This is a genomic window from Metabacillus litoralis (assembly GCF_020524045.1).
GTDB lineage: Bacteria > Bacillota > Bacilli > Bacillales > Bacillaceae > Metabacillus > Metabacillus litoralis_C.
Genome location: NZ_JAIVKL010000014.1, coordinates 90,905 through 111,023, shown reverse-complemented (window position 1 = coordinate 111,023; position 20,119 = coordinate 90,905). Strand labels below are relative to the sequence as shown.

General features: G+C 33.0%; 21 protein-coding genes and 2 riboswitches. Of the genes, 17 read left to right on the top strand and 4 right to left on the bottom strand.

What is annotated here, in order from left to right:
- Positions 1-378: 378 nt before the first annotated feature.
- The gene (locus tag LC076_RS18195) at positions 379-777 is read right to left on the bottom strand and encodes a hypothetical protein (protein ID WP_226670509.1); all 399 of its coding nucleotides are present in this window, start codon (positions 775-777) and stop codon (positions 379-381) included.
- 67 nt (positions 778-844) lie between these two features.
- Positions 845-1,045, bottom strand: a complete 201-nt coding sequence (locus LC076_RS18190) for a hypothetical protein (protein ID WP_226670508.1) — start codon at positions 1,043-1,045, stop codon at positions 845-847.
- 213 nt (positions 1,046-1,258) lie between these two features.
- Here LC076_RS18190 and LC076_RS18185 point away from each other — a divergent pair, with 213 nt between their 5' ends.
- On the top strand, positions 1,259-1,444 hold the full coding sequence (locus LC076_RS18185; RefSeq protein ID WP_226670507.1) for a hypothetical protein: 186 nt from the start codon (positions 1,259-1,261) through the stop codon (positions 1,442-1,444).
- Positions 1,445-2,297: 853 nt separating this feature from the next.
- Here the strand turns inward: LC076_RS18185 and LC076_RS24235 are convergent.
- Positions 2,298-2,429 carry a hypothetical protein gene (locus tag LC076_RS24235; RefSeq protein ID WP_264191599.1) on the bottom strand — a complete coding sequence of 44 codons (132 nt, stop codon included), beginning with the start codon at positions 2,427-2,429 and terminating at the stop codon, positions 2,298-2,300.
- 21 nt (positions 2,430-2,450) lie between these two features.
- A riboswitch (cyclic di-GMP riboswitch) is annotated at positions 2,451-2,630 on the bottom strand.
- A 568-nt stretch (positions 2,631-3,198) separates the two neighbouring features.
- A riboswitch (cyclic di-GMP riboswitch) is annotated at positions 3,199-3,284 on the bottom strand.
- A gap of 520 nt (positions 3,285-3,804) precedes the next feature.
- Between LC076_RS24235 and LC076_RS18180 the strand changes: the two genes are divergently transcribed.
- Both LC076_RS18180 and LC076_RS18175 read left to right on the top strand, forming a co-directional pair.
- Entirely contained in the window at positions 3,805-4,698 is an 894-nt protein-coding gene (locus LC076_RS18180) for an ROK family protein (RefSeq protein WP_226670506.1), read from the top strand.
- A 135-nt stretch (positions 4,699-4,833) separates the two neighbouring features.
- Positions 4,834-5,046 (top strand): hypothetical protein, encoded by a 213-nt coding sequence (locus LC076_RS18175; protein WP_226670505.1) that lies wholly within the window; start codon positions 4,834-4,836, stop codon positions 5,044-5,046.
- 153 nt (positions 5,047-5,199) lie between these two features.
- Here the strand turns inward: LC076_RS18175 and LC076_RS18170 are convergent, their stop codons facing one another.
- Positions 5,200-5,640 (bottom strand): VanZ family protein, encoded by a 441-nt coding sequence (locus tag LC076_RS18170; protein WP_226670504.1) that lies wholly within the window; start codon positions 5,638-5,640, stop codon positions 5,200-5,202.
- Positions 5,641-6,133: 493 nt separating this feature from the next.
- Between LC076_RS18170 and LC076_RS24230 the strand changes: the two genes are divergently transcribed.
- The 14 genes from LC076_RS24230 to LC076_RS18105 all read left to right on the top strand — a co-directional run bounded on the left by LC076_RS24230 (position 6,134) and on the right by LC076_RS18105 (position 20,038).
- A complete protein-coding gene (locus tag LC076_RS24230) occupies positions 6,134-6,265 on the top strand; it encodes a hypothetical protein (RefSeq protein ID WP_264191598.1) in 132 nt (43 codons plus the stop codon).
- Between the two features lie 264 nt (positions 6,266-6,529).
- Positions 6,530-7,279, top strand: coding sequence for a YveK family protein (locus LC076_RS18165; protein WP_226670503.1), 750 nt, complete (start codon positions 6,530-6,532; stop codon positions 7,277-7,279).
- Positions 7,269-7,970 (top strand): CpsD/CapB family tyrosine-protein kinase, encoded by a 702-nt coding sequence (locus tag LC076_RS18160; protein ID WP_319005545.1) that lies wholly within the window; start codon positions 7,269-7,271, stop codon positions 7,968-7,970. The genes LC076_RS18165 and LC076_RS18160 overlap by 11 nt, the downstream gene beginning before the upstream one ends.
- A 439-nt stretch (positions 7,971-8,409) precedes the next feature.
- Positions 8,410-8,562, top strand: a complete 153-nt coding sequence (locus LC076_RS18155; RefSeq protein ID WP_226670502.1) for a hypothetical protein — start codon at positions 8,410-8,412, stop codon at positions 8,560-8,562.
- Between the two features lie 86 nt (positions 8,563-8,648).
- The gene (locus LC076_RS18150) at positions 8,649-10,469 is read left to right on the top strand and encodes a polysaccharide biosynthesis protein (protein WP_226670501.1); all 1,821 of its coding nucleotides are present in this window, start codon (positions 8,649-8,651) and stop codon (positions 10,467-10,469) included.
- A 153-nt stretch (positions 10,470-10,622) separates the two neighbouring features.
- Positions 10,623-11,162, top strand: a complete 540-nt coding sequence (locus LC076_RS18145) for a hypothetical protein (protein ID WP_226670500.1) — start codon at positions 10,623-10,625, stop codon at positions 11,160-11,162.
- Between the two features lie 4 nt (positions 11,163-11,166).
- Positions 11,167-11,796 carry a sugar transferase gene (locus tag LC076_RS18140; protein WP_319005548.1) on the top strand — a complete coding sequence of 210 codons (630 nt, stop codon included), beginning with the start codon at positions 11,167-11,169 and terminating at the stop codon, positions 11,794-11,796.
- 28 nt (positions 11,797-11,824) lie between these two features.
- A complete protein-coding gene (locus tag LC076_RS18135; RefSeq protein ID WP_226670498.1) occupies positions 11,825-12,724 on the top strand; it encodes an SDR family oxidoreductase in 900 nt (299 codons plus the stop codon).
- A 22-nt stretch (positions 12,725-12,746) separates the two neighbouring features.
- Positions 12,747-13,856, top strand: a complete 1,110-nt coding sequence (locus LC076_RS18130) for a glycosyltransferase family 4 protein (RefSeq protein ID WP_226670497.1) — start codon at positions 12,747-12,749, stop codon at positions 13,854-13,856.
- A 14-nt stretch (positions 13,857-13,870) separates the two neighbouring features.
- Positions 13,871-15,253 (top strand): nucleotide sugar dehydrogenase, encoded by a 1,383-nt coding sequence (locus LC076_RS18125; protein ID WP_226670496.1) that lies wholly within the window; start codon positions 13,871-13,873, stop codon positions 15,251-15,253.
- 2 nt (positions 15,254-15,255) lie between these two features.
- Entirely contained in the window at positions 15,256-16,230 is a 975-nt protein-coding gene (locus LC076_RS18120; protein WP_226670495.1) for an SDR family oxidoreductase, read from the top strand.
- Entirely contained in the window at positions 16,230-17,345 is a 1,116-nt protein-coding gene (locus tag LC076_RS18115) for a glycosyltransferase family 1 protein (protein ID WP_226670494.1), read from the top strand. Before LC076_RS18120 ends, LC076_RS18115 begins: the two co-directional genes overlap by 1 nt.
- Positions 17,339-18,694: a hypothetical protein gene (locus tag LC076_RS18110; RefSeq protein WP_226670493.1), complete on the top strand. Its 1,356-nt coding sequence runs from the start codon at positions 17,339-17,341 to the stop codon at positions 18,692-18,694. Before LC076_RS18115 ends, LC076_RS18110 begins: the two co-directional genes overlap by 7 nt.
- Positions 18,695-18,925: 231 nt before the next feature.
- Positions 18,926-20,038 (top strand): glycosyltransferase, encoded by a 1,113-nt coding sequence (locus tag LC076_RS18105; RefSeq protein WP_226670492.1) that lies wholly within the window; start codon positions 18,926-18,928, stop codon positions 20,036-20,038.
- Positions 20,039-20,119: the final 81 nt, after the last annotated feature.

Genomic DNA, 20,119 nt, shown 5'->3' with positions numbered 1-20,119 from the left:
GCAGACATTTTCCCTTCAATTTCTTTATATCTATCAAGTTTTTTTGCTTCTTCTACTGCGGCAGTATGATCAGCAGCTTGTTGTTCAGCTAACTTTCTATCGTAATCCTCTTTAGAAAGTCTTTTGTTATGTTCTGCTTCGATATGACTATCTGCTCTTAAAACTGGCTTTTCAGACTCTAGAAAGGCATATCATTTAAAAATCTCTTCAACCAAGTAGAGAATTTGTTTCCCTTCTTTGCTACTAATCGTTCATACTCATTATGCGTTAGGGGATCTACTGAGAGTCCACTCTTATAGTTATCAAACAATACATTTAAATTGGAAATAATCGTAAGTTATTCTTAACACTAATGCATAGAATTACGACACTGTATTTTTATAAGTTCTCCTCTTCTATAAACTCTTCAATTTCTTGAAATCCAATAAAGCGAATAATTCTTTTAGTCATTTTTTGCCCACTACCTTTTAAACCTAGGTTTAGTTCTCCCTCAGTTACACCTAACCCTACCGATCCATTGCCTTTACTATCAAAGACCTCTTCAATTTCTACTGTTTCTGCTGTTCTAATTCTTTCTGATATCGCTAACTCTTGTTCAATCTTTGCTTGTTGCATCTTTAGCTTGTGAACAAATTCTTCCCTTTTCATGTATTCTTCTAATTCACTGTAATTTTCGTTTTTCACCTTATCAATAGCCTTTTCTGTAAGTTCCCAAGTTGCTAAATGTAAAGGTGCAGTATACTTCAAAAATGTTTTTACTTTTTCTTTTTTAATCATAAGTTCCTCCAAAAATATTAGTCTTTCTTTATATCGACAACCTTTTTTGAAAAATAAATTTTTTCCATTATAAATTAATATAAAAAGGCACCCAATGATGAGCGCCTTTTTTATTCTCGATATTCTTCAATCTTTTTTTCTTCCTCGATGAATTCATCCATTTTGACTGGCAACCAAGTAGTAAAATTAATTCCCCTCTTGCTGCTAATCGATAAAACTCATCAAGTGTTTGTGGAACTACCTTGATGTTTACTCTTGTGACTGACATCGAACTTAACCTCACTGGGTATAATTGTCTGAGAAGTCTAAGTAAATATCAATAAACACTTGTACTTATTTATACTTATTAGTATGTCGTAATAATCACCAACAACGAACCACAAAATCAATAGAAGAGCAATTTTGACAACAAAAGTCTGCATAATTTATAACCCAGTATGGATATACTTGGATTAGGACTGAAATTGAAAGGGTGATATTTTTGGTGAATCATAAAACCTTCAATAGTATCCAAGAATTTTTAAATTGGAAAGAAAATAACCCTGAAGTAAATGTCATTGAAACATCTCATGAAGTTAATGAAAATGTACAAAACATTTATCAACGTTATGATCCAGAAGCCAATGAGGTAGGTTCAATCAAAACAACAATAACTTATACTGACTAAAAGAAAGCACATAATGTGTGGTCTTTTTTATTACTAAATCATTCTTAGATATTATTTTAAACTAAGCAAACGTGTGTAAGTTAAAGGCATTCGGAAAAAATGTATAAGTTTTTTCCGAATGCCTCTAATATTTTCTTTCGTCTAAATAATTTTCAATCAGCAAACATAACATCTGCATCATCGATTACACAACCTCTAGGTGAGTAATGAAGGTAATTTGTATATTCAGGCGCTGCAAACTGGAATAAAATCACTGTTTATTTTTTATCTGGAATTCTGTAATTTTGGTTTGCGCTTCATTCTGTGTTGAAGTTGAATGAACATGATCTTAACAATGCATTAGAAACATAGCACTAACCCCTGCAACCTTAGTATATGTTGTATAGCACCCTGACATTATTCTCAAACACCAAAAATAACTCGAAGAATGATTTGTCTCTACGTACGCTGACCTCAATGCCCATTCTCATATGTCTGATTGGGAAACAATACCACTATGAAAAGTTTGACTGTGAAAAGCCATGTAATTTGAATCGATATGTCCTTCGTGTTGGGCATTTTCTTTTGATTTACTGTTTTTAATAGGTTTCCCAGTCCTAATAAAAGTGGCGCTATATATATGCTGATACTCCAATGGTTATTACTACACTTATGGTACAAGTTCCTATTAATGTACTTTTCGTGGTTGATATGTTGTAATTGTTAGTTGAAATGCATCCTAAATTAACTAGAAGGATTTACTTCTTATTGTGCGCCCGAGAAGTGAATTAGATAAGATAGTATAAAACAAACAAAAAATATGCCTCCCCTAACAATCAGCTAGGAAAGGCATATCATCTAAAACATACATCTATTAGTTCAAAAGCATCGTTACCAGTGCCGTTAATACAACCGTCGCAACTGGCATAGATACGTATAATATTGTTTTATTACGTTTCTTTATTCTCGCAACTTCTTCAGGTGTAATCCATTCATAACTTGACATCAACTTAACTCCCTTTCTACTGATGGTAGCTGGCTGGCTTTGTCTGTAAAAGTAGCTGTTTTCGTTAGCGTTGTTATAAATACTCGAAGTGAACAACAGATATGTCGCCCACTAACAACAATCTTTCAGAAAAGCGCTTTAAAGACAGAGGCCCCTATAGCTTTGCGTCGTCACCTTTAAGTGATTTTGCCATTATAAATTAATTATCGGAAAAAGCCTTTATGCTATGAATAGGAGTTAGTTCCTAAATCCAACAACAAATATAGGTATTAAGACCTAATAATTTCTGTCTTCTTAATTTAGCAAAAGTGATAAAATCTCTACATAACTTTTTTCTAGGGTATTTTCTGTACCTATCCTGTGCAATATTCCTTACTTGTGCCCCAGTAACTTGCCCCATCCTACATTACAAGAAAATGCTCAAATAAGATGTAACAAATATCACAAAAAAGTCTATTAAAGATGATTAGAAATAGACGTAAGACAATATGTACAATAGATTTGTCGTCTCGAATAATCGAAAATCAAAGTAGGACTGAACAAAATAGGGAGAATATAAGTAAAATTGCATTGTGGAATTTCTTGATTTAATGGGAGGTTCTTAATAACTTTTATTGTGGTGTTATTATGGTAGTGGTATTCATTGAGAAGGGCATTCAACTTGTTGAGCATACGTAGAAAATGATTGTAGCTATGTTGATGGGTGTTAATTCTAGTGTTATGGAGAACAAATGGGAGGTTTTTTCATATCTCATTTTTCCTTTCAAAAGACGGTATCTGGCTGGCATTGTATAAATAACAGAAGCCCCTATAGCTTTGCGCCATCACTTTTAAGTGATTTTGCCTTTCACATCATGTTTGAAAAGAAACATCCTCGAAACCAACGAAACATCTATATGTATGTATTTAACCCCTGTTAAAGATAGACTTCTTAAGCACACATCTTTTTAATCTTTCGTTTCCCTATCTTAATATATAATTTACGTTCTTGTTCGGATCGAAAGAATTTAATGCCGAACAAACCTAGAGGAGTGTGAACCTCTTTTAACTGTAACAATGGCATATTATTTATCCCTCCTAAATACCTAAAAATCATACATTTATTGTAAAAGATATAGTGAAAATTGTATAGAAATGCTTTTCTACAAAGTCCGACAATTCCGATCAGAGGAATACTTAAATGTAGAAAAAAGTCGAAAGAAGCGTTCTATGTCATAAATTTTTAAAAAAATTAGTATCCCCTCTAAATTGAAGCAATATATAACAATATCATAATCATAGAAAAATCGATTTCAAAAATCCCCACAAAACTGATAAACTAATTACATTAACACTTATCGATAAAGTTATAAAATAGAAAAGGAGGAACTACCTTATGTATACAATCGGAATTGACCTAGGTGGTACAAATTTAAGAATTGGTTTGTTTAACGAACAAGGAGAAATCATCGAAGAACAAAATTGTTCCACAGAAGTAGAAAAAGGACCTCATTATACAATCAACATCATGGCTGAAGCCATTACTTCATTGAAAGAAAAATATGAAGTTAAAGCCATTGGCATCGGAGCACCAGGACCACTGAACCCACACGAAGGTGTGATCATTGAGCCGCCAAATCTAACAGGGTGGGTGAATATCCCATTAGTAAAACTTCTTGAAGAAAAGGTAGCTCTACCTGTCAAATTAGAAAATGATGCAAACGCAGCAGCACTAGCAGAAGCAACATTAGGAGCAGGAAAAGGGGCAAGTAGTGTATTTTTTATCACAGTTAGTACTGGCATAGGCGGAGGGTTTGTTCTAAATGGCCAGCTCGTATCAGGTGCACAAGGAAATTGTGGAGAAATCGGGAATATGATCGTTAACCCAAGTCATGATGCATACCAAGGCCCAGGCCTTAACAAAGGGGCACTAGAGGGAGTAGCAAGCGGCACAGCCATCGGACGAATTGGCCAAGAACGCTTGAACATTACAAACGGTGCCCAAGGTGTGTTTCAGCTAGCAGAGCAAGGAAATGAAACTGCACAACTAATACTAGACGAAGCCATCAACTACCTTGCAATTGGTCTAGCTAACATCGTTCATACCGTAAATCCTGAAATCATCGTTATCGGCGGTGGGGTAATGAAATCACAAAGCCTGATCCTTCAACCACTAATCGAGAAAACAAAGAAATACCTCTATCCAAGTTTAAAAGCATCACTGAACATCAAACCAGCTTTGTTAGACCAAAAAGCAGGATTAATTGGTGCGGGTTTGTTGCCTAACTAAAAAAAAGCCACTGAAAATAGTGGCTTAATATTTAACTACTGCTTCACAACATACAGTTCAAAATTAATATAACTTAAAAATCTTGTTTAAAATCACCTCTTTTAACAAAACCTATGAAAAAAGAGGTGAATACAATTGACATCAACTGCATCACAACCTGGTAGAATAAACGTCATTTTCCATCATAATGAACACAAACAAAAGCAAACCCTTAACCTAGCCCAACTAACAGCACTACTTCACGCCGACTTAATAAACATCGATATATTCAAAGAACCGAAAAAACTCGATAAAAAAGTATGGACAAGTCATGTTAACGGTACAGACTTACATATCTATTTAAAGTAAAATATTCTTTTTCTATTAGTGTTTTAAGATTGCCCTTCTGAAAGAGTTCAATAATTTACCTTAGCAACATCTATTATTAAGCAATTTTTCAATAAGGGTCTTATACCTTTTATTAAAAAATCACAATGTTTTCATAAAAAAACAGACGGCTCATCACCGTCTGTTAACACTATTACCATTCTTCTTATTAAATACAAACTCAACCATCTGATAACAACCAACTAAAACCAAAAACAAAAATACCCCACTCATATCATAACCAACATCAAGCAATCGACCACTTCGTGAAAAAAACAACTGGGCAACCTCTGTTGATAAAGCAACAGCAAGAGAAATGATTAGACTCAAAAACACACTTCGCCAAACCCAATAAACCAAAACTCCTAAAAAGAAAAAAATAATGATATGCCCAATTTTCTGACTAATATATGTAGAATCTTGTAAGGTGAAATCATTTTGAAAAAACTCCAAGACAGAAGGATCTCCATTAAAGTGAAACGTCACAATCCTCTTTGATAGAAGCAATGATAAACTCTCGGTGCACGTTGCAATAAATATAAATGCAAGATAACAACAAAAAATCCAAACCCTCATCCAATGATCACCTCATCGTAATGATGGTCATAACTTCCGTTAAATAAACTCAAAAAAAGTACTTCCAAAAGTGCCTTAAGCAAAAATTCTTTTAATTGATTTTTTCCAATACTTGATATACAATTTTCCATCCTGCTGGGATTTAAAGACTTTAATTCCTACTACTCTCAATGGAGTGTAAATCTCCTTTAATTGTAATAATGGCAAGATATCCATCCCCCTAAATTCCTATTCTAGTTATAATTATAAATGTTCAGAGTATATAACGAAAGAAAATGTTCTCAACAAAGAACGACAAAACAATACAGTATGATTCATTTAATGCAGTGCTAACTACCTATCGATCATTCTTAAATCATCAAATTCTTTTCCGGTATATTAACACCTACCTAAATTTCCCTCATTAAACCATCTAAAAATAAACAAAATATCACCGATAATAACAATAGAGAAAAAGAGAGAATATTTTGTCGAACGTCGGGGGGACAGAAACATGGAAAATTGGACAACGCCAGAGGAATTGGCAAGAAAGAAAGAATTGAAGAAAAGGCTATACACCTATTCATTTCCAATCCTAGCAATAATTATCGGAGTGCTAGTAACAATGGCCGCAAATGGTTTGTAAATGACGAAAAAAGTCGAAAAGTTTTTCGATATAGCAGTTTACTATTAAACTAACGATGAAAGTGCTTACATGGTAAAAATGGTACAAATTACCCTTAAAAATATGTAAAAGATTTAACAAATGCATGCTAGAATAAGTTACAGGAAATGAAAAACAAGGTGAAAAACCACCTATTTTGTAAGAAAATGTAGATATCAACACTATATTTCTTTATAATAAGACAGTCTTACTATAATAATAGATTACACTATATCGGAGGTTATCATGGAAGAAACAATCAGCTTGAAAGAGCTGTTTCTTACATTAAAGAAACGTCTTTCACTCATTATCATCATCACGGCGATCGCAACGGCCACAAGCGGAATCGTTAGTTATTTTGTCCTAACTCCTATTTACCAGTCATCAACACAAATCCTAGTCAACCAATCAAAAAGTGATCAGCAAGCAGCATATAATGTAGGAGAAGTACAAACAAACCTACAATTAATTAACACATATAATGTCATCATTAAAAGTCCGGCAATTCTAGATAAAGTTATCGAAAAGGAAAATCTTGAAATATCTGCAGGAGCTTTAAACGGATTAGTTACAGTAGGAAGTGAGCAAAACTCACAAGTAGTGAACATCACAGTTCAAAATGAAGATCCACAAAAATCTGCAGCTATTGCAAATTCAATTGCGACAACATTCAAAGAAGAAATTTCAACAATTATGAACGTTGATAACGTAAGTATCTTAACGCAAGCTCAATTAGGTGAAAATCCATCACCAATTAAACCCCAGCCAGCATTAAACATGGCAATAGCTTTAGTAGTAGGGTTAATGGCAGGAGTGGGATTAGCATTTCTACTAGAATACTTAGATAACACAATTAAGAACGAACAAGATATCGAAAATCAACTTGGTCTTCCCGTATTAGGTGCAATTACGACGATTAATATGGAAGGCGAAATGAAAGAACAAAACAGTAAAACGACACTTCCTAGAACGCGAGGTGAGTCTGTTGGCTCGTAAAGATCGTAAACAATTATTTCAATTACAAAATAGAAGCTTAATTTCAATGACAAGCCCAAAATCACCAATTGCAGAGCAGTTCCGTACAATTCGTACGAATATTCAATTTTCAAGTATTGACCAAGAGCTCCAAACAATCATTGTTACTTCATCAGGTCCTGCTGAAGGAAAATCAACAACAACAGCAAATTTAGCGGTTGTTTTTGCACAGCAAGGTAAACGAGTACTACTAATCGATTCAGATTTACGTAAACCAACTGTTCACTATACATTTCGTACAGAAAATCATGTTGGATTATCAAATGTATTAACTAGACAAGCAACATTAGAAGAAGCTGTTCATGTAACATCTCAAGATAAGCTATGGGTATTATCAAGTGGACCAATTCCACCAAATCCTTCTGAGTTACTAGGATCAAAAGGCATGAAAGCTTTGTTAGAGCAAGCAAAAGATGAGTATGACGTTATCATTCTTGATACACCACCAGTACTCGCTGTTACGGATGCACAGGTATTATCGAATGTTGCAGATGGAGTTGTTCTTGTAGTGAGTAGCGGGAAAACAGAGAGCGATTCTGCGAAAAAAGCTAAAGAACTTCTAGAAAGTGCAAAGGCTAAGATATTAGGAGTTGTGTTAAATAACAAGAAGGTACAAGATAGTCAGTATTATTACTACTACGGGGGAAAATAGTCATTTTTCGACAAAATACCCCCTTTTCTTTGAATTTCTACTATGTTACGCTAAAGTGCGCAAGTTGTTATAGGGAAATAGCATTAAGTATTAGTAGGTATTTTCCAGAAGATAGTGGGTATTTTGTTGTAGTTATGTTTTAGTAAGCTGGAAGGACGTTTCAATAATCTGCATTGTAATTTCAATTAAAAATCCGCTTCATTAGAGCAGTAGGTTAAACATTCTATAATGACATCTAAAGAGAATGACTAACATTAACTGTATCCTCATAGCATAGTAAAACTACTTCATTTCTAAACTCATATAACTCGTTAAATATGAAGAACATATATATGTCATGAATTATTGGGAAAGTAAAGTTACTGGAAGTGGCCGATTTGTTTTGCAGTAAGCGTATATAATGTCGCTTGCTATAAATACATGAAAGGAGATACAAATAATGAACCGTTTCGAAGATCTACCAAAGTCTATCAAAAAAACGATCCGTTACCTCTATCAAGATGCTCCACTAGAAAAATTAGTAGAAATTCAAAGGATACTTAACAATGTAATAGAAAAGAGACTGCAAGAAAGTAAAATGGAAACAAAATAGATATCTAATTAAAGAGCACTAAAACAAGGTGTTTTTTCATTAGATATTTATTTTGTAAAAATTTCAATTGAAAAGAAGGGATTTTAATGAGTTACTCAAAGAGAGTGTCACTGCTCGTAGGAATGGATTCACTTATTGTTCTATTCTCAATTTATATAGGTTATTTTATTTTAAACCCTTATTTTAATTTTTACACCATATCACTGCTTACGATTAGCTCGATCACGTTGTTGATCAGTCATCATGTGTTTGCGTCAGTTTATCGTTTGTATCATAAAGCATGGGAGTATGCGAGTGTTGGTGAGTTAGTCGCAATCGTTAAAGCAATTTCTTATTCTATTGTATTAGCTGCAGTTGTTCAGTTAGTGGTTAACGGCCATATTTATGTACGTGTGTTGTTTATCACATGGCTATTACATATGTGCCTTATTGGTGGCTCACGCTTTTCTTGGAGAATTGTACGCGATCGTTATATTAAATCAAAAGTAGAAACAAAAAATGCACTTATCGTTGGAGCGGGCTCAGCCGGAACGATGCTCGTTCGCCAATTATTAAAAAATAGTGATAGTAGCTTAACACCAGTGGCATTTGTTGATGATGATGAAGCTAAAAGAAAGCTTCAAATATATGGAGTAACTGTGCATGGAACAACTGAAAATATTCCAGAAATAGTTGAAAATAAAAACATTGACCATATCATCATTGCCATTCCGTCGTTAAGTAAATCAGAAATTCAAAAGATTTACCAACAATGTAGTAAAACAAAAGCGAAAACAAAGATTATGCCAATGATCGAGGATATTGTAACAGGTAAGGTTGCCGTTAACCAATTCCGTGATGTACAGGTTGAGGATCTGTTAGGGCGAGATCCTGTTGAATTAGATTTAGAAAGCATTGCTAAAAAAGTAACAGGAAAAACAATTTTAGTAACAGGTGCTGGTGGATCAATAGGTTCAGAGATTTGCAGACAGGTTTGTGAATTTAAACCTAAAAAACTTTTATTATTAGGTCATGGTGAAAACTCTATTTATGCAATTGATATGGAAATCAGAAATCGATATCAGGAAGAAATAGAAATTATTCCTGTTATCGCTGATATTCAAGATCGTCATCGAATTTTCGATGTGATGTACGAGCATAAACCTGATGTTGTGTATCATGCTGCAGCACATAAGCACGTCCCATTAATGGAATATAACCCAAAAGAAGCAGTGAAGAATAACGTACTTGGTACAAGAAATGTTGCAGAAGCAGCAGATACATTTGGTGTTGGGACATTTGTTCTTGTTTCATCTGACAAAGCAGTAAATCCAACAAATGTAATGGGTTCAACAAAGCGGATTGCGGAAATGGTTATTCAGCAGCTAGATAAATCGAGTACAACGAGATTTGTAGCGGTTCGATTTGGAAATGTTTTAGGTAGTCGTGGTAGTGTAATTCCACTATTTAAGAAACAAATCCAAAACGGTGGACCTATAACGGTTACACACCCTGATATGACAAGGTACTTTATGACGATTCCAGAGGCTTCTAGACTTGTGATGCAAGCAGGAGCACTTGCTCGTGGAGGCGAGATCTTTGTATTAGATATGGGTGAGCCGGTTAAGATTGTAGATTTAGCGAAAAATCTGATTCGTTTATCCGGTTATACAGAGGATGAGATCGGAATTAAATATGCTGGAATTCGTCCTGGCGAGAAGATGTATGAAGAACTTCTCGGTGAGAATGAGGTTCATAGTGAAGAAGTGTTTCCTAAGATTTTTATTGGGAAAACAGTTGAATTTGAATATGGAAAAGTGAGTACGTTAATTGAAAATCATGACACATATGATAATGGTTATATAAGAGAGTATGTGCTGGGTTTAGCGAATAAGAAAGAAGAACTGTTAGTGAAAAGTGTTAATTAAATTTGAGATGATGAGATGCATAGGGTAACAAAGTCGATTATCTCTGCTGCTGGGCTACTGGATAATACAAAAGTGAGTTTTGAAGTTTATTGGAGTCAAAATAATTTCTTACTACTAATGTAATAAAACAAGGTAGAAATGGAGCTGATATACTTGGATAATAGACTACTTATAGTTGGAGCTGGCGGACATGGAAGAGTGGTTGGGGAAATTGCTACTTCCATGGAATTTTTTAGTAGAATTAATTTTTTAGATGACAATTCTGATATTGCAATTGGAGAATGTAGTGATTATAAAAAGCTTACTGCTGACTATAACTATGCATTTGTTGCATTCGGAAAAAATGAATTAAGAAAAAATTGGTTAGGAAAATTGACGGAGGTTGGATATCAGATCCCAGTTTTGATTGATCCAACAGCTTATGTAAGTCCTTCCGCTAGTATCGCTAATGGCTCCATAATATGCGCTAAATCTGTTATTAATACAAGGGTAAGAATAGAAAATGGTTGTATCATAAGTATAGGTGCATTAATAGACCACGATAGCGTTGTTGGAGAATACTCTCACATTAATACTGGTTCAATTATTAGAGCGAACAGTAATGTAGAACGATTAATAAAGTTGAATGCTGGAATGATCTATGGTGAGGAATTTACTATTAAAGAGAACAGTTATGAATTGAGGTTTAAGTAGAATGTTGTATATAAAGTTTAAAAGGTTGATAGACATTATTCTTTCTTTTATAGGACTAATCGTTTTATCACCTATCTTTTTAATTCTTATTATTGCAATAAAATTGGAATCAAGAGGACCTGTGCTGTTTAAACAAAAGCGTATTGGTATTAATAAAACTCATTTTAATATTTTGAAATTCCGTACGATGAGTATAGACACACCTAAAGACACACCAACTCATTTATTAAACAACCCAGAGCAATACATTACAAAAATGGGTAAGTTCTTGAGAAAGACTTCTCTTGACGAACTACCACAAATTTGGAACATTTTTATTGGTCAAATGAGTATTATCGGTCCACGACCTGCCCTTTGGAATCAGTATGATTTGATTGAAGAACGTGATAAATATGGTGCAAATGATGTACTTCCTGGTTTAACAGGTTGGGCACAAATCAATGGAAGAGATGAACTACCTATAGAAGTTAAGGCACAATTAGATGGTGAGTATGTTAAAAAGGTAAGTATTTGGATGGATATTAAGTGTTTCTTTGGTACAATTACTAGTGTTTTAAAGAGTGATGGAGTTGTTGAAGGTGGAACAGGTGTGAAGAAGGAAGTAACAAGTACAAAAAAAACTGGTTCTTCATGAAGTTAAATAAGATAATTGAGGTGTTAAGATGCTTCTAGTCACAGGAATCACTGGTCATACAGGTAGTTATTTTTTACAAGAACTTATTAATAATAAATATAAAGGTCCTATCCGGTGTGTTGTTAGGGGAACTTCAAACACATCAAAATTGGATAAAAGTTTTTTGGATATAGAAAAAATTATTGGGGATATAAACGATCCAGAATTCATTGAGAGTGCGATGACTGGAGTAGAAACTGTAATGCATATTTATAATATTCACCATTCTCCAATGATAGTTAAATCTGCTATAAAGAAAAAAGTAAAAAGAGTCATATTAGTACACACTACAGGCATTTATTCAGAATTTAAGTATGCTTCTGAAGGTTATAAGAAAATTGAAAAAGAGATTAGAGAATATAAAAAAGAATCTGATTGTCCTACTAGTATTACGATTCTAAGGCCTTCTATGATTTATGGAGATCTATGTGATAAAAATATAAGTAAGTTTATAAAAATGATAGATAAACTTAGAGTAATGCCTGTCATCAGTGGTGGAAAAAGTGTAATCCAACCAGTAAACGCCAGAGATTTAGGGAAAGCGTTCTTCACTGTTTTAATGTCTCCAGAAGAAACTGACGGGAAAGATTACGATCTATCCGGTGAAAAGCCAGTTAAAATGATTGATGCATTCAAGATAATTAGTAAAGAACTAAACAGGAAAACAGCTTACATCAGCATACCTATAAGTTTAGGTGTACTGATGGCAAGGGCTCTTAAAATTCTAACGTTAGGTAAGATTGATTATATAGAAAGAGTTCAAAGAATGGGAGAAGATAGAAATTATTCCCATGATAAAGCGAAAAATGATTTTGGATTTAATCCTATGACTTTTGAAAAAGGAATACAATTAGAAGTTAAAGAGTATTTACAGAGTACTAGAAATTAGTCATATGAGTAGGAGTATTAATATGAAAATCGCTGTACTTTCAAGCCACACATCATCATTGTTTTGGTTTCGTATGGATATGATGAAAGATTTTATAAAAGCAGGGCATACCGTAATTGCACTAGGCTCTGAGCCTGAAGCAGATTGGAAGAAAAGATTTGAAGAACACAATATTGATTATAGGCAACTATATGTTGAACGGAATGGAATAAATCCATTAAAAGATTTAAAAACTTTGATGTCTCTTCAATCATTTATGAAGAAGGAAAAGCCTGATAAGATATTTTCTTACCAAGCCAAGACGGTTGTTTATGGATGCTTAGCTGCAAAGATGAATGGTATATCTGAAGTTTATCCTTTAATAGCGGGACTTGGATCAATATTCAGAGGAAGAGGATTTAAAAATAATATAGTAAAAACAATAATGAATATCCAATACCGGGCTGCTTGTAAATCAAGCAAAATTGTGTTCTTTCAAAATCAAGATGATAAAAATGAGTTTATACTAAATGGTTTGATAAAGGAAGATAAGGCTGTCATTATAAATGGTTCCGGAGTTAATCTAGAAAAATTCAAACCAACTCCATTACCTATTAATCCAACCTTTCTATTTATAGGAAGACTTATCAAGGATAAAGGGATAATGGAATATTTAGAAGCTTGTAAAATAGTTAAAGCAAATTATCCGGAGGTTCGGTGTTTGCTAGTTGGCCCTTTTGATAGTAATCCTTCTGCCTTAAAACCGGAAGAACTAAACCCTTATATAGAAAATGGGATAATAGAATATTTTGGAGAACAAGAGGATGTAAGACCATATATCTCTCAATGTAGCACATTTGTTTTACCATCTTATCATGAAGGTACTCCCAAAACTGTTTTAGAAGCTATGGCGATGGGAAGACCCATTATTACGAGTGATGCTCCTGGTTGTAGAGAAACTGTAATAAATGAAATAAATGGTTATCTTGTAAAAGTTAAAGATGTCCAGGATTTGATAGAGAAGATGGAAACCCTGATAACAAACCAAGAGTTATGTAAGAAAATGGGTGGAGAAAGTTTGAGAATTGCAATTAATAAATATGATGTAAAAAAAATAAACCAGTCAATTATGAAAGAAATGAACCTAATTTAAAAGGAGAAATAATCATGAACTTATACGAGAAAATCGTTAATAAAGAAGAGAAAATATCCATAGTTGGATTAGGCTATGTTGGTATGCCTATTGCTGTTGCCTTTGCAAAAAAAGTCGAAGTAATTGGCTTTGATGTTAGTAAACCCAAAATCGAACTTTATAAGAATGGTATTGATCCTACAAAAGAAGTGGGAAATGAAGTAATTAAGAATACAACAGTTGATTTTTCATCAGATGAAGCTAGACTTAGAGAAGCAAAGTTTCATATTGTTGCAGTCCCTACACCTGTAAAAGATGATCATACACCTGATTTAACACCTATAGAATCTGCGAGCCGCACCTTGGGTAGAAACTTGACAAAAGGCTCAATAGTTGTCTTTGAATCTACAGTGTATCCGGGTGTAACTGAAGATATCTGTGTCCCTATATTAGAAAGAGAGTCCGGACTTAAGTGCGGCTTGGATTTTAAAGTTGGTTATTCACCAGAGCGAATTAATCCTGGTGATAAAATTCATAGACTAGAGACTATTATAAAAGTTGTAGCAGGCCAAGATGAAGAAACATTAGATACTGCAGCAAAAGTTTATGAGTTGGTTGTTGATGCTGGTGTGTACAAAGCAGCTAGTATTAAAGTAGCTGAAGCCGCAAAAGTCATAGAGAATTCTCAGCGCGATATTAATATAGCTTTTATGAATGAGCTTTCTATCATCTTTAATAAAATGGGAATTGATACAAAATCTGTACTAGAAGCAGCTGGGACAAAGTGGAACTTCCTTAACTTCTCACCAGGGTTGGTTGGTGGTCATTGTATAGGAGTTGACCCATACTACCTAACTTATAAAGCAGAGCAAATGGGTTACCATTCTCAAATTATCCTTTCAGGAAGAAAAATAAATGATGATATGGGTAAATATGTTGCTGAAAGTACAGTAAAGAAAATGATTAAAGCAAATAAGCAAATTAATGGTGCGAAAGTAGCTATATTTGGTGTTACGTTTAAAGAGAATTGTCCGGATGTTCGTAACACAAAAGTAGTCGACGTAATAAAAGAATTAGAAGAGTACGGAATAGACGTCAAAGTAGTTGATCCTTCAGCTGATAAAGAAGATTTATGGAATGAATATAGAATAAAACTTAGTGAAATTGAAGATATAAAAGATATGGATGCGGTAATTTTTGCAGTTCCACACGATGAATTTAAAGCTATTCAATTGGAAGATGTAAAAATGATGTTTGAATCAAATAGATATATAAATTCAGAATACATGAATGAAGTAGCTGCAACATCTGATTTTGTTATAGGTAAGTCCAGAAAAGATTGTGTACTGATGGATCTTAAAGGGATATTTAATAGGAAAGATGCAGACGATAAAGGATTTGTATATTGGAGGTTATAAAAATGGGATATGATAATCTGAAATTCCCAGAAGGTAGTACATTTTTAGTCACTGGATCAGCAGGTTTTATAGGATCTAATTTAGTAGAAGCAATCCTTAAATTAGGTTATAAGGTTAGAGGGCTTGATAATTTTTCAACTGGTAAAAAAGAGAATGTAGAAGAGTTTTTAAACAATCCTAATTATGACTTTCTCGAAGGAGATATTCGTGATATTGATACATGCTTTAAAGCCTGTGAGGGAATTGATTATGTATTAAATCAAGCTGCGTGGGGGAGCGTGCCAAGAAGTATTGAGATGCCTTTGTTTTATGAAGAGGTAAACATAAAAGGTACTTTAAATATGATGGAAGCAGCAAGGCAAACCGGTGTAAAGAAATTTGTTTATGCATCAAGCTCATCTGTATATGGTGATGAGCCAAATCTCCCAAAAATGGAAGGTAGGGAGGGGAATGTATTGTCACCTTATGCTCTTACCAAAAGTGTAAATGAGGAATATGGAAAACTCTACAAAAAATTGTACGGTCTTGATACTTATGGGATGCGTTATTTTAATGTATTTGGTAGAAGACAAGATCCAAATGGTGCCTATGCAGCAGTTATTCCCAAATTAATTAAGCAATTACTCAATGATGAGGTACCAACAATTAATGGAGATGGTCAGCAGAGTAGAGACTTTACTTACATTGAAAATGTGATTGAGGCAAACTTAAAAGCTTGTATGGCATCACACGAGGCAGCAGGACACGCTTTTAATATAGCCTATGGTGGAAGAGAGTTTTTAATTGATATCTATATGAAGTTAATGAATGCATTAGAGAAAGATATTCAACCGATTTTTGGACCAGATCGAATAGGTGATATTAAACATAGTAATGCTGATATAACTAAAGCGAAAGATTTGTTAGGATATAATCCTGAGTGGAGTTTTGAACAGGGGATTGTGGAAGCAATTGAGTGGTATAAGGAGAATTTGTAATGTCTGTGCCTATTAGAATCTTGCAGGTTTTTGCTCAAATGAATAGGGGTGGTGCAGAAACTATGATAATGAATCTGTACCGTAATATAGATAGATCTTTGATTCAGTTTGATTTTATAGTACACACCGAAGACAAGTGTGCCTTTGATGATGAAATAAAAAATCTAGGTGGAAGAATTTTTCGGATACCAGCCTATAACGGTAAAAATCACATGATTTATAAAAAAAAGTGGAAATGTTTTTTTGATGACCATCCAGAATATAAAATAGTCCATGGCCACGTTAGGAGTACAGCATATATCTATCTCAAAATAGCGAAGAAGTATGGCATAGTTACAGTTGCACATAGCCATAGTACATCTTCTGGGAATGGTGTACCTGCAATTATAAAAAATATATTTCAATATCCTATTAGATATGTTGCTGATCATTTCCTTGCTTGTTCTAAAGAGGCTGGAGAATGGCTTTTTGGCAATAAAACTTGCAGAAAGAGTAATTTTCATATTTTGAAAAATGCCATCAGTACTAAAGATTTTGTCTTTAATACCGAACTAAGGGAAAAGAGAAGAAAAGAATTTGAACTCGGAGATAAATTTGTCGTTGGTCATGTTGGTAGATTCAATAATCCGAAAAATCATGATTTTATAGTTGACATTTTTAAGGCAGTTCATGAAAAACATAGTAATTCTGTCCTAATGTTAATCGGTGAGGGTGATTTACGTCAATCAATTGAGAAAAAGGTTAATGACCTAGGGTTAACTGATCATGTGATTTTTGCAGGTGTGCGTTCTGATATTCCAGAATTACTACAAGCAATAGATATTTTTCTCTTTCCATCCTTGTATGAGGGACTTGGCATTGTTGTAATTGAGGCGCAAACTGCAGGATTACAATGTCTGGTATCTAAAGGTGTACCGAAGGAAGTATCCATTACAAATTTAGTTGAATTTATATCGCTGAAGAAGAGATCTTGTGAATGGGCTGATGTAGTATTAAAATATTTAGAATACGAAAGGCTAGATTTATACGATGTGGTGGAAAAATCTGGATACGATATTGTGAACACTGCAGAATGGGTTAAAGATTTCTATTTAAAGGTTTGTTTACGATGGTAAGTAATTCATTGATCAGAAGTGATTTTGATAAAAAACAAAAAAACACAGTATCTAGAATTGTATATTTATATATTTCAATGCTATATATTACTGTAAGTTTAGCATATGATGTAAGTTCAATAGTTGTTAAACTTTTTGTGTTTTTTTTAAGCACACTATTAATAATAAAAATATATAAATTATGTAAGAGAAGAATGAGTATTATTGGTTCTTTAGTTGCGTTACTATGTATATCAATGCCTATTTCCTTTAGAAATGTTTTTGGTGGTTCTTATGCTGAAATACCATTACCATGGTTCTATATTATTCTTATAATATTTATAATTGGAAGCTTATTAAAAATATTAAAAGATAAAACAAAAGTTTTGCCTCAATGGAGTTCTTTACTTATTTGGTTAGTTTTAGCAAGCGTGATACCATTAATGGTATCGGGGAATTTAATTGAAGGATTTAAAGAATTTTTATCCTATCTAACTTTTTTGTTAGGAGTTTTAGGAGCAATTATTCACAGAAATAATTTAGTTAAGCAAGAGTACCATGAATTAGTTAATTTTTATATATTTGGAGTGATATTTTCTTCAATTGGCATAATATTGCAATATTTTACTTTTCATCATTTATCAGCAGAATTATTTAGAATGGAATTTTACGGTGGAGGAAGAGTATATTTAAGTTTTTTATTTTTTGATATGAGCGGAATTACAGTATACATGTCAACAGCCATACTTTTTCTTATATTATTGAAAAAGAGAATGAGGTTTACACTTTCAATCTTAATAATATTAGCTATGACATTAAGCACAGCTCGAGCTGGTATTATATCATTATCAGTTGTTATGTTTATATATTTAGTATTTTCGTCAAACCTTAAAAATAAAATTTATATTTTATTATTTTTAATAGTAGGTATATCAATAGGAATAAACATTTTAAGTGCAACCAGAACAAATATTAGTGGACTTACCAATATATTATCTGAAAACAACGGTAGGTTTGAGCCAGTAATACTGACTTTAAAGGCTATTGTAAAATCACCATTAGTAGGATATGGTTATGATTTTGGTGATCAATTGGTAGCGGTTGGCAGTGTGGTTCCTCACTTCGCATTAATAAATATATTAGGACAATCTGGAATAGTAATTGCTATTTGCTATATTATTATTGTCTATAATATCTTTAAAATCGTAAAGTCAAAAAAGATGGATTCTTTGTTATGGGTAATAACTCTTTCCCTAGTAGGTTCATGTGTATCTCCAGGCTTCTTTGATCTTAGGTTTTTTACGATATTAGCAATCATTGGAGTGCTATATAGAAGAGAACCCACAATAAAGGTTGATATTATTCCGTGACAGCACTTTTTAAAATAACTTAACTTTCAGTTTTTATAGTATAGAATATTTATCCTTAAAGTAAAAGCAATTATTAATAATTGCTTTTATTCTTTAACTACAGGATACTTTTTATAATTTAATTCACTGTTGATTTACTAAAAAGACATAGTAAATCATACTGTAATCTAAGCTACAAAAGAAGGTTATCTCTCTGGTTTTTTTAAAATTTTTGATAGAAAGGAATTTCATATGAAATATCGAATTCTTCACTTTGTACCAGGCTTTGATCATGGGGGTATCGAATCAAGATTAATAGATTGGTATCACAAAATAGATAGGAGTAAATATCAATTCGATTTACTTAAACTTACACCGGATGATAACAACAGTTTAATTATGGAATTTAAGACACTTGGTGGTAATGTTTATACAATACCGAAATTCAATATAAAAAATTATGTGAAGTTTAGATTAGAATTAAAAAAATTTTTCAGAGAACATAAATATGATGCTGTGCATTGTCATTCACCAATAACTGGAAAGTTTGTCCTTGAAGAAGCACAGAAAAGTAAAATTCCCATAAGAATTATGCATTCTAGAACTGTAAAATTTGATACTAAGAGTAAGTTTTTGTTTTACAGAGAGTATTTAAAAAAAAGAGTTGTTTCATTTTCTAATACGTACTTTTCATGTTCTAAAGAAGCAGGGGAATGGATGTTTGGTGCTAAGAGTTCATTTAAAATAATTAATAATGGTATAAGAACCGATAACTTTATTTTTAATCTTGAAACGAGACAGAGGGTTCGTAAAGAATTAAATCTTAAAGATTCCTTTGTTATTGGAAACGTGAGTAGGTTTACTCAATCAAAAAATCATGATTTTTTAGTAGATTTACTTTATGAGATTGATAATAGAGGCTATAATAACTGTCGATTGCTTCTTTTAGGAGATGGACCAACTAAAATGAATATAAAAGAAAGAGCAAATGAAAAAGGTCTGTTAGATAAAGTTGTATTTTTGGGTAAGAAGGAAAATGTATGGGATTACTATCAAGCTATGGATATATTTGTATTCCCATCTGAGTTTGAGGGATTCGGAACAGTAGCAGTAGAATCTCAGGCTTCAGGATTAAAAACTATAGTCTCAACAGGCGTACCTATGTCAGTTAATATAACTAACCTCATAAAACATTTACCATTAGAAATAGGTATAGAAGACTGGGCAGATGAAGTTATAAAAAGCTTTAACTATAAAAGAGATAACAGACGGTTAGATATAATTAATAAAGGATTTGATGTAAGTACAACGGTTAAGGAATTAGAAATTATCTATAGTGGGAATAATAATAAACCACAGGATTAACTTTATAATAAAAGAATAAAACCTTTTAATATTAATTTTTAGAGTGTTTTTTTGCTGATAATGTCGTAAATTCATTAATAA

Coding starts and splice junctions, on each gene's coding strand:
- LC076_RS18105 (WP_226670492.1), top strand. CDS start 18,926: ATGAAATATCGAATTCTTCACTTTGTACCAGGCTTTGATCATGGGGGT.
- LC076_RS18130 (WP_226670497.1), top strand. CDS start 12,747: ATGAAAATCGCTGTACTTTCAAGCCACACATCATCATTGTTTTGGTTT.
- LC076_RS18150 (WP_226670501.1), top strand. CDS start 8,649: ATGAGTTACTCAAAGAGAGTGTCACTGCTCGTAGGAATGGATTCACTT.
- LC076_RS18195 (WP_226670509.1), bottom strand. CDS start 777: ATGATTAAAAAAGAAAAAGTAAAAACATTTTTGAAGTATACTGCACCT.
- LC076_RS18190 (WP_226670508.1), bottom strand. CDS start 1,045: ATGTCAGTCACAAGAGTAAACATCAAGGTAGTTCCACAAACACTTGAT.
- LC076_RS18135 (WP_226670498.1), top strand. CDS start 11,825: ATGCTTCTAGTCACAGGAATCACTGGTCATACAGGTAGTTATTTTTTA.
- LC076_RS18165 (WP_226670503.1), top strand. CDS start 6,530: ATGGAAGAAACAATCAGCTTGAAAGAGCTGTTTCTTACATTAAAGAAA.
- LC076_RS18115 (WP_226670494.1), top strand. CDS start 16,230: ATGTCTGTGCCTATTAGAATCTTGCAGGTTTTTGCTCAAATGAATAGG.
- LC076_RS18180 (WP_226670506.1), top strand. CDS start 3,805: ATGTATACAATCGGAATTGACCTAGGTGGTACAAATTTAAGAATTGGT.
- LC076_RS24235 (WP_264191599.1), bottom strand. CDS start 2,429: ATGTCAAGTTATGAATGGATTACACCTGAAGAAGTTGCGAGAATAAAG.
- LC076_RS18110 (WP_226670493.1), top strand. CDS start 17,339: ATGGTAAGTAATTCATTGATCAGAAGTGATTTTGATAAAAAACAAAAA.
- LC076_RS18120 (WP_226670495.1), top strand. CDS start 15,256: ATGGGATATGATAATCTGAAATTCCCAGAAGGTAGTACATTTTTAGTC.
- LC076_RS18125 (WP_226670496.1), top strand. CDS start 13,871: ATGAACTTATACGAGAAAATCGTTAATAAAGAAGAGAAAATATCCATA.
- LC076_RS18170 (WP_226670504.1), bottom strand. CDS start 5,640: ATGAGGGTTTGGATTTTTTGTTGTTATCTTGCATTTATATTTATTGCA.
- LC076_RS24230 (WP_264191598.1), top strand. CDS start 6,134: ATGGAAAATTGGACAACGCCAGAGGAATTGGCAAGAAAGAAAGAATTG.
- LC076_RS18155 (WP_226670502.1), top strand. CDS start 8,410: ATGAACCGTTTCGAAGATCTACCAAAGTCTATCAAAAAAACGATCCGT.